At 65.1% G+C, this 11,843-nt stretch carries 10 protein-coding genes; 3 read left to right on the plus strand and 7 right to left on the minus strand.

Going from position 1 to position 11,843, the window contains the following annotated elements:
- Window positions 1–41: 41 nt before the first annotated feature.
- From JFN93_RS01410 to JFN93_RS01440, 7 genes are all read right to left on the minus strand, one after another.
- On the minus strand, window positions 42–1,037 hold the full coding sequence (locus JFN93_RS01410; protein WP_199382186.1) for a hypothetical protein: 996 nt from the start codon (window positions 1,035–1,037) through the stop codon (window positions 42–44).
- Complete coding sequence (locus tag JFN93_RS01415; RefSeq protein WP_199382187.1) at window positions 1,034–1,720, minus strand: ABC transporter ATP-binding protein; 687 nt, start codon at window positions 1,718–1,720, stop codon at window positions 1,034–1,036. The genes JFN93_RS01410 and JFN93_RS01415 overlap by 4 nt, the downstream gene beginning before the upstream one ends.
- A gap of 9 nt (window positions 1,721–1,729) precedes the next feature.
- Complete coding sequence (locus JFN93_RS01420) at window positions 1,730–2,857, minus strand: ABC transporter permease (protein WP_199382188.1); 1,128 nt, start codon at window positions 2,855–2,857, stop codon at window positions 1,730–1,732.
- Entirely contained in the window at window positions 2,841–3,158 is a 318-nt protein-coding gene (locus JFN93_RS01425) for a hypothetical protein (protein WP_199382189.1), read from the minus strand. The genes JFN93_RS01420 and JFN93_RS01425 overlap by 17 nt, the downstream gene beginning before the upstream one ends.
- The gene (locus JFN93_RS01430; protein ID WP_199382190.1) at window positions 3,155–3,625 is read right to left on the minus strand and encodes a nitrous oxide reductase accessory protein NosL; all 471 of its coding nucleotides are present in this window, start codon (window positions 3,623–3,625) and stop codon (window positions 3,155–3,157) included. Before JFN93_RS01430 ends, JFN93_RS01425 begins: the two co-directional genes overlap by 4 nt.
- Window positions 3,626–3,779: 154 nt before the next feature.
- On the minus strand, window positions 3,780–4,949 hold the full coding sequence (locus JFN93_RS01435) for a YbfB/YjiJ family MFS transporter (RefSeq protein ID WP_199382191.1): 1,170 nt from the start codon (window positions 4,947–4,949) through the stop codon (window positions 3,780–3,782).
- Window positions 4,949–5,998 carry an NAD(P)-dependent alcohol dehydrogenase gene (locus JFN93_RS01440; RefSeq protein ID WP_199382192.1) on the minus strand — a complete coding sequence of 350 codons (1,050 nt, stop codon included), beginning with the start codon at window positions 5,996–5,998 and terminating at the stop codon, window positions 4,949–4,951. Before JFN93_RS01440 ends, JFN93_RS01435 begins: the two co-directional genes overlap by 1 nt.
- Before the next feature lie 276 nt (window positions 5,999–6,274).
- Between JFN93_RS01440 and JFN93_RS01445 the strand changes: the two genes are divergently transcribed.
- The 3 genes from JFN93_RS01445 to JFN93_RS01455 all read left to right on the plus strand — a co-directional run bounded on the left by JFN93_RS01445 (window position 6,275) and on the right by JFN93_RS01455 (window position 11,617).
- The gene (locus JFN93_RS01445; protein ID WP_199382193.1) at window positions 6,275–8,110 is read left to right on the plus strand and encodes a sensor histidine kinase; all 1,836 of its coding nucleotides are present in this window, start codon (window positions 6,275–6,277) and stop codon (window positions 8,108–8,110) included.
- A gap of 473 nt (window positions 8,111–8,583) precedes the next feature.
- On the plus strand, window positions 8,584–11,196 hold the full coding sequence (locus JFN93_RS01450) for a PAS domain-containing protein (protein ID WP_199382194.1): 2,613 nt from the start codon (window positions 8,584–8,586) through the stop codon (window positions 11,194–11,196).
- A gap of 244 nt (window positions 11,197–11,440) precedes the next feature.
- Window positions 11,441–11,617 carry a hypothetical protein gene (locus JFN93_RS01455; RefSeq protein ID WP_199382195.1) on the plus strand — a complete coding sequence of 59 codons (177 nt, stop codon included), beginning with the start codon at window positions 11,441–11,443 and terminating at the stop codon, window positions 11,615–11,617.
- Window positions 11,618–11,843 lie beyond the last annotated feature (226 nt).

Below are 11,843 nucleotides of genomic sequence, written 5' to 3' on the forward strand. Positions count from 1 at the left end.
GAAAAATGTCGGGAATGTACCTACAGCCAAAGAAGGGAGGGTTAGCGCAGGGTGAGCTGCGAGGTGGCGATGCAGGCGGCGACGATCCCGAGGAAGAGAAGTTCCGCCGCGATGGTCCAGCGGGCGAGCCGGCGCCGGAACCGCGGCAGCTCGCCCGCAGCGGTTTCGGCGCGCCCGACGGCCAGCGCCCCGACGCCGACGCTGGTGACGGTCGCCGCCAGAAGCGCCGGGTAGATCAGGTAGCCGACGTAACGGTATTCGCGCTGCAGGAGGCAAAACGGGCAGTGGTGGGTGGGGAGCTCGTAGACGTAAGGGGATACCGCGGAAATGATGGCGGCGAGGGCGACGGCGAAGTGGACCGTGCCGGCGGCGCCGAGGAGAAGGGGGGCAAGACGCCGCTGGGAGCGTGCCGTCCAGAAAGCGCACAGCAGCAGCGCCGCTCCGGCCGCGACCAGGGCGATGAGCGCGGTCCGGGGGGGGAGCGCCGCCAGGTCGGTCTCCGTGCCGGCCGCGCTGCTGAAGAGGCTGCCGCAGCAGGAGGTGATGACGTCCGGCTTAAGGCGCAGGAAGAACAGGGCCTCAAGCACCGCCTCGGCCGCGGACAGCGGCGCCAGGACCAGGAGCAGGAGGTACTTGGGGCGGATCAGCGGGTAGTCCGGGACGAGGTTGTCGGCGTGGTTCAGTACCAGCCACAGGCCGCTCAAAAGAAACAGCGCGAGCTTCAGGTAGAGGGTTGCGAATCCATAGCCGTTCGCCTGAAGGGTCCCCACCGCGCACATCGCCCCGATCAGAAGCGGCGCGATCCGGTCCGCGCTGGAGACGAAGAGAAAGAGCGAGAGGAGCTCGAAGGAGAGGACGGTCCCCACCAGGGCGGAGGTGAGGTAGGTGCGCCGCTCCAGGGCGAGCTGGCGTTCGCTGCCGCTGGAGAGGTCCCAGTGGCGCAGGATTCCCACCCCGTGGCAGGCGGCCAGGGCGGTCAGCAGCGCGGTCGCTCCCGAGGCGACCAGGAGCGCCAGGACGTTCGGGGCGAGGATCATGGCGTGCCGTCCGCAGAAACCACCGCCCCGTCGCGCAGCTCGATCACGCGGCTTACCGCCCGTCCGGTCCAGACCCGCGGGTCGTGGCTGGTGACCAGCACCGTCTTCCCCTGAAGGTTCAACTGCGCCAGCAGGTCCAGGAATTCGGCGGCCAGCGCGCCGTCCAGGTGGGCGGTCGGCTCGTCGGCGATGATCGCGGCGGGGTCGTTCACCAGGGCCCGGGCGATGGCGACCCGCTGCGCCTCGCCGCCGGAGAGCCATTCCACCTTCGCACCGGCCCGGCCGGCGAGCCCGAAACGCTCCAGAAGCTCCAGGGCGCGCCGCCTGAGCCGGGTATGGGGCTCGCCGGAAGGGTAGGCGGGGGCCATGACGTTCTCCAGCGCGCTCAGCCCCCGGATCAGGTTCAGCGACTGGAAGACGAAGCCGAAGCTTTGGCGCCGGATTTCGGTGAGAAAGCGCTCGGGGAGGCTCGAGATCTCCCGGCCGGAAACGAAGATGCGCCCGGAGGTTGGGCGCGCCATCCCGCCGACCAGGGTGAGCAGGGTGGTCTTGCCGGAACCGCTCGGCCCCTTGATGACGACGAATTCTCCCGCCTCGACGGTGACCGACACCTCGCGCAGCGCGCGGTACTCGTTGGGCTTTCCCTGGTTGTAGGTCTTGGTTATGCCGACGGTCTCGATCACGGTCTGCTCCTAACGCATCACCTGGTCCGGATCCACCGTCGCGGCGCGCCAGGCGGGGACGATGGTCGCGGCGGTGTACGGGACGACGGTTAAGAAAAAGAGGGTGATCAGCTGCTCCGGGCCCAGGTAGGGGGCGATCCGGAAACTCGGGTACAGGGTGGACCACCCCTTGAGCGCCGCGACAATGACGAAGCCGTTGCCGGCAAAGACGTGCCAGTAGGCGAGCAGCGACCCGGCGCCAAAGGCGAGCAGCGATACCGAGCACCCTTCCCAGAACTTCATCAGCATGATGTCCCCGGTATCCCACCCCACGGCCTTGAGGATCCCGATCTCGCGGCGCTCCTCGGCGGAAAGCGCGGTCGCCTTGTCCCAGGCGAGGATGAGAAAGGCGAGCAGCGTCGCGGAAAGGACGGCGAGCATCATGCCGCCGCGCCAGTCGAAGAGGGAGTCGTAGGTGCGCAGGATCTCGCTGCGCAGGATGGGGCGGGCGTGGGGGAAGAGCCCGGCGATCTTCTCGGCGACCGCCGGGACCTCCTTGGCATTGGGGACCCGCACCGCGAGATCGGTGACCAGCCCCGCCGGAGCCCCGGTCAGACGGCGGTAGTCCCCCTCGGCGATCAGGATCAGGTCGGCGGAGAGGAGCTCGGAGGCTTCGCTCAAGACCCCCGTGACCTCGAAGCTGGTGAAGGTGCCGTCGAAAGCGTCGAAGGAGATGGTGTCGCCGGGATAGGCGCCGCGCGCCCGGGAGAGGGCGGCACCGAGGAGCACCTTTCCCGGCTCGGCGCGCCGGTCGACGAGAAAGGTGTAGTTCGCCTTGAGCCCCGGATCGAAGTAATAGCCCCACAGCCGCGGCTGCACCTCGCTCACCCCGCGCAGGGCGCGGACCTTTTCCGTCCAGTCGGCAGGAACCGGCTCGTAGCGCCCCATTACCGTGCGCTGCACCACGATCTCCGGTGCCTCGGCCAAAAGCCGGGCCGCTTCCCTTTTGATGCCATGGGTGAAGAAGAGGGTGGAGCCGAGCAAAAAGACCACCAGGGTGTAGACCCCGATCAGGGCGGCGTTTTTCCCCTTGCGGCGCAAAAGCGAGGCGAGGGCGAAATCGAGCAGGTGGCGGTGGCGTTCAACGGCGCGGAGCATGGGTAGGGGTGAGGTGCGGCGGCGGCGCGATCAGCGCCCCGCTCGGGAAGTGTTCCAGGGCGCCCGGGTGGTCCTGGAACGGGGTGCGGGCGTCGGTGAGCGCCGGGTTTCTGCAGTAGGATGCCTCGGTGGTGAGGCAGAGATCGGTGAGGCCAAGCCGCGCCACCAGGGTGCGCCCCTCGTTTTCGGCCGCGGCGGCGGCAATCCGGGCCGTCCGGGCGTGGAGCCCCGCGGCGGCGGTCCCGGCCAGAAGCAGCAGGATCGCGGCGCCGAAGAGGGTGGATGGGCGCAGCCGGGTCATTCCAGCCCCTTGAGCAGCGCCGGGGTCACCTCGGTGAAACGGAGGATGCGGGTCCCCTTGTGGTCTTTCATGAGATCGTTCGCCTCCGCCCTACTGCTGCAGGGGACCAGTTCCTTCCCCATCGGGCCGAAGACGTCGGTGCCGAGGACGTAGAGCGCCTTTTTGCCGTCGATGGCGGCGAGCGAATAGTAATTGGTGACGGTGACTTCGGCGACGTCCTTCTTCTGGTGGCGCCGGTCGTAGGCCGCCATGTTGTTGTAGAACCGGAAGAGGTCCTTCGGCCCGTCGAACCAGGCGACCGCCCCGTCCCGGAAGGCGATCCGGGCCAGGAAGTCGGGATACTTGGCGACGAACATGCCGCAGACCTGGCATTTCACGTTGGCCGCCGGTTTGGGGAGCGGCCCGGCGGCAAGCGCCGGCACGGCAAACGCGAGCAGTAAGAGAAGCGCGGAGATCGTGCGTGGCATTGGTATCCCTCCGTGTCTTAAGGCTTAAAGCAAAATCTCCGCAACCCCCGCTTTTTCAAGGGGGGGGAGGTTCGCCGGCTGGAAGCGTGGCGTTTCCGTTCTTGTACTCCACCGGTACCGTCGGGGTCAATGATTATGGTTGGATGGGGAAGCCTTACCGCTGCGGGTTCTTTCGGCCGAAGGCGTCGCCGGAGATGAGGAGCCCGGCGGCCACCACCGTGGCGGCGGCGCAGGCCAGCGCGAGCTGGTAGCTCCCGGTGCGGGCTGCGACGTAGCCGGCGAGCGACGGCCCGGCGATCTGGCCGATGCCGTAAATCCCGGTCATGAAACCGACCACCCGCGCCCGTGCCGCCGGGGCGTAGGAGGCCCCCTCGGAAAGGGCGAGGGTGACGATGCCCATGAAGGTGGCGCCGAACAAAAGGGCTCCGGCGACGACGGCGGGTGCCCCCCCGACCAGGGCGGGGAGCACGATCCCGGTTGCCTGGATCAAAAAGGCTGCCACCAAGGGCTTCAGTCTCCCCCATTTGCGCGCCGCCTGGGACCAGAGAAAGGCCGAAGGGAAGGCGGCGCATCCGGCGGCGACCCAGGCGATCTGGGCGCCGGCGGCACCGACGGTCGCCTTGGCCGCGGCGACCATGAAGGTCCCGGTGATGATGTAGCCGAACCCCTCCAGGCCGTAGGCGATCACCAGACGGAGGTAGCGGGGATCCCGGGGGAGCGGCCTCTTGGGTGCTGCCGCCTGGTCGTGGCGGGGCCCCTCCTGCCGGCGCAGCAGGAAGATGACGACCAGGGATAAAAGGGCGCTCACCCCCCCGAAGACGACCCAGGTACCGGCCGCACCCGCGAACTGCGCGACCGGTGGCGCGGCGAGTCCGGTCGCCACGATTCCGGCACCGACCCCGCCGTAATAGAGGCCGGCGAGATTCTCTTTCCCGGCGCGGGCGATCAGCATCAGGACCAGTCCCGATACCGCCACGAAGGCAAGCGCGCTCGCGTTGCCGGCCAAGAGGCGGGAGCCGCAGACGGCGGGAAACTGGGTCAAAAGCCCGGTTGTGGCGGTGGTGAGGCAGGAGAGGAAAAGCCCGGCGGCGAGCACCCTGAGCTCCCCGAAACGGTGGCAGAGGGGGCCGGCCGAGAAGGCCCCGACCAGGTAGCCGACGTAGTTCAGAGAGGCGAGAAAACCGGCCTGGTCGGGACGCATCCCGTACTCGGTGAGCATGAGCGGCAGCAGGGGGGTGTACAAAAAACGCCCGATCCCCATGGCCACCGCGAGGGTGATGAAGCCGGCGGCGACGCCGCCGGCCACGTGCTGCTCCTTATCCATCAGGTCTCCTTGATGCTGGCGATGTCGATGACGAAGCGGTAGCGGACGTCGCTTTGGACCACCCGGTCATACGCCTCGTTCACCCGCTCGATCGGGATCACCTCCACGTCGGCGGCGACGTTGTGCCGCGCGCAGAAATCGAGCATCTCCTGGGTTTCGCGGATTCCGCCGATCAGCGAGCCGGCCAACTGACGCCGTTTCAGGACCAGGGAGGCGGCGTGCAGCTCGGTCGGTTCGGGAATCCCAACCAGCACCATGGTGCCGTCGCGGCGCAGGAGCTCCAGGTACCGGTTGTAGTCGTGCCGTGCCGAGACCGTGTCGAGGATGAAGTCGAAGCGGCCGGCGTTCTTCGGAAAGGCATCGGGCTCCCCGGTGGCGATGAAGTCGTTTGCCCCCAGCCGGAGCGCCTCCTCGCGCTTGCCCGGGGAGTGGCTCAAAACCGTCACGTGCGCCCCCATGGCCCGGGCGATCTTCACCCCCATGTGCCCCAGCCCCCCAAGGCCGACCACGGCGACCTTGTCGCCGTCCTTGATGCCGAAGCGGCGCAGCGGGGAATAGGTAGTGATGCCGGCGCATAAAAGGGGCGCGGTCCGCTCCAGGGGCATCCCTTCCGGGATGCGCAGGACGTAGTTTTCGTCGACGGTGATCCGGGTGGAATAGCCGCCGTAGGTCGGGGTCTTGCCGTCGCGCTCCAAGCTGTTGTAGGTGGCGTTCATGCCGCGCTCGCAGAACTGCTCCTCCCCTTCGCGGCAGGCGGCGCATTCCCGGCAGGAGTCGATGAAACAGCCGATCCCGACCGTATCGCCGACTTTCCAGCGGGAGACCCCGGCGCCGGCCCGGGCCACCGTGCCGACGATCTCGTGACCCGGGACCATCGGGAAGAGCGAGCCGCCCCATTCGTCGCGGACCTGGTGGATGTCGGAATGGCAGATTCCGCAGTAGAGAATATCGATGAGCACGTCGTGCGGTCCCGGTTCCCTCCGTTCGATCCGGTACGGGGCAAGGGGAGCGTTGGGCGACGCAGCGGCATAGGCAGCGGTTTTCAACATGGGTGTCTCCTCCTTTGGCAAAACGTTTCGGAGCCCGCTCCTCCAGGCTCCTTTGCTTCATCTTAGACTGGATGCGGCCGATTCCGGAACATTTTTTGTGAGAGATTGTCGTAGACAGGCGCGTAACTGTCAAAGGAACAGGCACGTCATGGGTACGGAAATAAATACGCCTTTATTCGTGCTGCTTAACTGTGATATAAGTCGCTGACTTTACGTTCCCGCACATGACAATGGAGCGGCTGTTACTGTCATTCCCGTCGGAGTAGCCCCACGAAAATGTTTACGCGAGGACTCCCTTCCATTCGTTCCCAGTTGATCTGGCTGGTGGCCGCCTGCGTGCTGCCGGTCTGGCTGGTCTCGCTCTATCTGGTCCACTTCGCCTATGTCGAGAAACGGGAGCGGGTGGAGGATGACATCCTCGCCGACGCCCGTGCCACTTCCGTGATCATCGATCGCGAGCTTTCCAGCGTGCAGGGAGCCCTGGCCGCCCTGGCCACCTCGCCCGCACTGGATCAGGGTGATTTCAAGGCCTTCCATCGGCAAAGCCGGGCCCTCCTGAAGGTATTCCCCGAAGCGGACATCGTTTTGGCCGATGCCTCCGGGCAGCAGCTGGTCAACTCCTTCCGCCCCTGGGGAACGCCTCTGCCCAAGCGCAACAATCTGGAGGCGGTCGGTGCCGTCTTTGCCGGGGCAAAGCCGGTCATCGGGGATCTTTTTTTCGGAGCGCTCACCGGCCGCCCGCTCGTCTCCGTGGACGTCCCGGTCATCCGGGGCGGGGTGGTCCGCTACGACCTTTCCATGACGCTTACCGCACACCGCTTCCTGACCCTGCTCCCCAGCCGCAACGTCCCTCGCGGCGGCTACGTTTCCGTCCTGGACAGCCGCGACATCACCGTCGCCCGTACCCTCGACCCCGAGCGCAGCGTCGGGAAATCGGCACTTCCTCCCCTCAAACGCGCCATTGCCAGCAAGTCTTCCGGCATCACCGAGCGGACCAATTACGAGGGAAAGGTGGTCCTCTCCACGTTCTGCCGCTCCTCGCTTTGCGGCTGGACGGTGATTGTGGGGGTCCCGAAGTCCGAGGTGATGTCGGTTGTCTACCGGTGGATGGCGGTGGCTTTTTTGGGGGCAACCACCCTCTCCCTGTTGGGCCTTGCCCTGGCGCTGGATATCGGGCGCCGGATCGTCCAGTCGATCCAGTCGCTGGTGGAACCGGCGGTGACCATCGGGCGCGGGGAAACCGTCCTTGCCATCACGTCCCAGACGGTGCGCGAGACCGCGGAGGTTTCGGAGGCGCTGCTCGAGGCCTCCAAGCTGATCCAGAACCACATCGCTACCGAGCGGGAACAGCAGCGGAGCCTGCAGCAGGCCAACGAGCTTTTGGAGCGAAGGGTGCTGGAGCGGACCGCCGACCTGGAGGCGGCACTTTTGGAGCACGAGGCCTTCAGCTACTCGGTCTCGCACGACCTCAGGGCGCCGCTGCGCCACATGAACGGTTACTGCGCGCTGCTTTTGGAAGAATTTGCCGACCTCCTCCCCGAGGAGGGGCACCACTACCTGAACCGGATCGCCGCGGCTTCGAACCGGCTCGGGCTTCTCATCGACAACCTGCTGGAACTCTCCCGCATCAACCGCACCGAATTGCTGCCGATCCGGGTCGACTTGAGCGCGGAGGCTGCCGCGATCGTCGATATGTTCCGGGAAACCGAACCGGACCGGGTCGTGGAGGTGGAGATTGCACCGGGACTGGCCGCCTGGGGCGACGCCTCGCTTTTGAAGCAGCTTTTGCAGAACCTGCTCGGCAATGCCTGGAAATACACCGCACGGCGTGACGTCGCCCGCATCGAGTTCGGGAGCCGGTTCGAAGCGGGCAGCACGGTCTACTTCATCAAGGACAACGGCACCGGCTTCGAGATGGCGTATGCCGATCGGCTCTTCAAGGCGTTCGAACGGCTGCACGGTACCGATTTCGAAGGAGTGGGGATCGGCCTGGCGACCGCGCAGCGGGTGGTGCAGCGCCACGGCGGAAAGATCTGGGCCTACGGGAAGGAAGGGGAGGGGGCGACCTTTTATTTCACCCTTCCCTTCACCCTGCCCGACGCGCCCCTCTGACGTCCCGGCGAAAAAACCGCCCCGCTTCCTCGGCAACCGCTGGCCGGTGCCGAGACCACGACGCGATGCAGCACGGGTGGGCCGGCCGATGCCACCTGCCCCGCCCCCTGTCTATCCCCTGCCCACCGTCCGCTTTTACTCATTCTGAAGAACATAACATCTGAATAAGATGAATCCTTTCCTCTTTTTAACCCTTCTTCGATGCCCGTTCCACTCATAGTCAACCTATCTTGGGTAACAAAACCAGTATCTGTTGCAAATTGTAGGAAACGGACTACAACTTGGCAATGAAATAGTAATATTATTGTGAGAACTATTGCACGCTGTTATTCTGTTTGATAGTATCCGAAAAAGATTAGAGTACGTTTTTGAATTTTGCTACACTTTTGTGTCGTCGCAGTTGGAGCGTGCTCGATCTGGAATCGAAACATAAAGCATCGACCTCCTCCTTATGCCAGTAGATGGGTGAGCCTATGGCCGAAAAAGAACGTATCTTCTGCGAGGAGTGTCATTTCCGGAAAGTGGCCTGTCCGGCCGGCGAGGGACCGCAGGGCGAGCCCCTGACGTCGCGTCGGCACGTTGCGCGGGAGGCGGCGCTTCGGGGGCGGGTGGATTATCGCCGGCTGGAACGTGACATCCTTTTGGTCATGGCGACCGGCGATGACCAGAAGGAAGCCAACCGCGAGGTGGTCGGGCTGATCAAGTCGGCGACCGGGGTGGATGCGGTGGGGCTGCGCCTGCAGGACGGCGACGACTTCCCGTACTTCTGCCAGGAGGGGTTCTCCCATGACTTTTTGGAGAAAGAGAATTCGCTCCTGATCAAGACCGCCGACGGCGGTATCTGCCGGAACGATGACGGCAGCATCTGCCTTGAGTGCACCTGCGGGCTGGTGATCACCGGCAAGACCGACCCCGAAGACCCCAACAGCACCCGGGGGGGGAGCCTTTGGACCAACGACTCCTGCCCGTTCCTCGATATCCCTCCCGAAGAGGATGCCCGGATCCACCCCCGCAACCAGTGCATCCACGAAGGTTACGCCTCGGTGGCGCTGATCCCGGTCCGCGCCAAGGAGCGCATCATCGGCCTGCTCCAGCTCAATCACCGCGCGCCGGGGGCGTTCACCCTGGACGACGTCGAGTCGCTCGAACTGGTGGCCGACAGCATCGGCGAGATGATGCTGCGCAAGGTCGAACACGAGAAACTGCTGGCCAGCGAACGTTTTTTGCGGATGGTCACCGAAAACCTGCCGGTGATGATCGGCTACTGGACCGACGAGTTCCGCTGCAGCTTCGCCAACCGCGGCTACCTCGAGTGGTACGGGAAGAGTTCGGAGCAGATGGTCGGGATCTCGCTGCCGGATCTCCTCGGTGGGGAAGGGTTCCGCCGCGTGCAGAAGCAGGCGTGTGCGGCGTTGCGGGGCGAGCCGCAACAGTTCGAGGGACGGTTGCTGAAAGCCACCGGGGAGACGGCGTATACCTGGACCCATTACATTCCGGACCGGGTGGACGGCAAGGTGCGTGGCTTTTTCGCCCTCATCACCGACCTGTCGGAACTCAAGCGGGCGGAGGCAGGGCTCCAGGCGTCCCAGGCGCTCAACCGCCGGATCATCGAGTGCGTCCAGGAAGGGATCGTGGTGCATGACCGGGAACTCCGCTACCTGGCCTGGAACCCATTTCTCGAGCAGCTTACCGGCATCACCGAGGACCACGTGCTGGGGCGCCGCCCCCAGGACCTCTTTCCCACCTTGAAGGCCGGGTCGCTGGAGCAGGTCGAGAAGGCCCTGCGCGGCGAGGTGGCGCCGGGCGAGGAATTCTTTTACAACATCGAGGAGACCGGGCATTCCGGATGGACCTACAACACCGCGGCGCCTCTGCGCAGCGACGATGGGAGCATCATCGGGGTGATCCGGACCATCAGCGACGTCACCGCCCGCAAGAAGCTGGAGGAACAGCTGCGCCACGCGCAGCGGATGGAGGCCCTAGGCCAACTCGCCGGCGGGGTGGCCCACGATTTCAACAACGTGCTCCAGGTCATCATGGGGTACGCCGCGCTCGCGGAGATCAAGGCCGGAGCGGAACTAAAAGAGCCGTTGCGGGAGATCGTCGCGGCTGCCGAGCGGGCCTCCGAACTGACCAGCGGGCTTCTCTCCTACAGCAGAAAGCAGGTCTTCAAGCTCGAGCCGGTGGACCTGAACAAGCTGGTCGCCATGGTGGAAAAGTTCCTGATCCGGGTTTTGGGCGATGATGTGCTCTTCGAGCTCAAGCGCTCGGCGGACCCCCTGGTGGTCACCGTGGACAAGGCCCACCTGCAGCAGGTTTTCGTAAACCTCGCCGCCAACGCCCGCGACGCCATGCCCAACGGGGGGGAGCTCAGCGTGCAGTTGGAGGGGCTCCACCTCGACCAGGGCTTCGTCGCGACCCATGGTTTCGGCACCCCCGGCCCCCATGCCCTGATCACCGTCTCCGACACCGGCGAGGGGATCCCGAAGGAGCACCTGCAGAGAATATTCGAACCCTTTTTCACCACCAAAGGGGAGGGGAAAGGGACCGGGCTGGGGCTGTCCATCGTCTACGGCATCGTCACCCAGCTCCATGGTCACATTACCTGCTACAGCGAGTCCGGGATCGGCACGACCTTCCGCATCTATCTGCCGCTGACGGGCGGGGCGGAAGAGTTTGCGGAACCGGAGCCGGTAGCGCCGCAGGTGATCGAAGAGGAGGTGACCATTCTCCTTGTCGAGGATGACCCGGGGGTCCGCCGGGTAACCCGGGAACTCCTGGAAGCGTTCGGCTACCAGGTGGTCGAGGCTGCTGACGGGGCGGAGGCGGTGGCGCTCTTCGCCAAGGAGCACGCAAGGATCCGGCTCGCGGTGGTGGATGCACTGATGCCGGGGATGAACGGGGTGGAGACGCTGGTGGCGCTGCGTGAGATCGTGCCCGAGGTGAAGGCGCTGATCTTGAGCGGCTACGCGCAGCACATCATCAGCGGGAAGATGGGTATTCCCGAAGGGGTGGTGTTCGTCGACAAGCCGGTCGTGCCGGCCCGGCTTTTGGAGGGGGTGACGCGGGCGCTCGTCGGGAATTAGATCGGGGGATAGAAGCGCACCGCGGAGGGCGCGGAGGGGCGCCGAGGAAACTACTGCCGGAAGAAAGGATTACCTCCCACAGGGTTGGCGGCAGCCTTGCTGATTCAAGCAACATTGCTTATTGAAACGGACTCGATCGCGCCAGGAATGTCGCTCCTACATCCAAATCGAGGGAGAAAAGGGGTACCGTTGTCGGTCCCCTTTCTATATAATGGCGCCTCCATTTAATGCCTCGGAGGTGGAAGTGAAAGTACTTGAGTTCCTGGTCGCTTTTGTGTTTCTCGGCATCGTCCCCCCGGTCCTGCTTCTGAAGCTCGCCACACCCTGGCCGTTGGGGTCCATCCTCATGTACTGGACCCCGGTCGCGGCGGCCGCCGTCCCGCTCGGCGTGCTGGTCCTCAAGAAAAAACGGGTGCTCTGAAAGCCTTGCGATCGCGTTTGGCCCTTCAACGCTGCCTACCAACCTTCGGCCCCCTTTCTCACCGGCGCCCGGCGCAGTCATGACTGCCCGGGCGTTTTCCTTTCCTGTGCCCGCACAAAAAGTCGCGTTTCGTTCCTCAACGCGTCCTACACTATCTGGCGTTTCTATGGCAAAATAGTGGCTTCTTCTTTCCTGGAGTTAAGCGCCTCAGTCTCTCTCGCGATAC

The sequence above is a fragment of the Geomesophilobacter sediminis genome, from assembly GCF_016458275.1.
In the GTDB taxonomy this organism is placed as follows: Bacteria; Desulfobacterota; Desulfuromonadia; order Geobacterales; family Geobacteraceae; genus Geomesophilobacter; species Geomesophilobacter sediminis.

What these genes read in the sequence shown, in the direction of transcription:
- JFN93_RS01435 (WP_199382191.1), bottom strand. Translation starts at nt 4,949, where the DNA reads ATGGATAAGGAGCAGCACGTGGCCGGCGGCGTCGCCGCCGGCTTCATC.
- JFN93_RS01450 (WP_199382194.1), top strand. Translation starts at nt 8,584, where the DNA reads ATGGCCGAAAAAGAACGTATCTTCTGCGAGGAGTGTCATTTCCGGAAA.
- JFN93_RS01420 (WP_199382188.1), bottom strand. Translation starts at nt 2,857, where the DNA reads ATGCTCCGCGCCGTTGAACGCCACCGCCACCTGCTCGATTTCGCCCTC.
- JFN93_RS01445 (WP_199382193.1), top strand. Translation starts at nt 6,275, where the DNA reads ATGTTTACGCGAGGACTCCCTTCCATTCGTTCCCAGTTGATCTGGCTG.
- JFN93_RS01440 (WP_199382192.1), bottom strand. Translation starts at nt 5,998, where the DNA reads ATGTTGAAAACCGCTGCCTATGCCGCTGCGTCGCCCAACGCTCCCCTT.
- JFN93_RS01425 (WP_199382189.1), bottom strand. Translation starts at nt 3,158, where the DNA reads ATGACCCGGCTGCGCCCATCCACCCTCTTCGGCGCCGCGATCCTGCTG.
- JFN93_RS01410 (WP_199382186.1), bottom strand. Translation starts at nt 1,037, where the DNA reads ATGATCCTCGCCCCGAACGTCCTGGCGCTCCTGGTCGCCTCGGGAGCG.
- JFN93_RS01430 (WP_199382190.1), bottom strand. Translation starts at nt 3,625, where the DNA reads ATGCCACGCACGATCTCCGCGCTTCTCTTACTGCTCGCGTTTGCCGTG.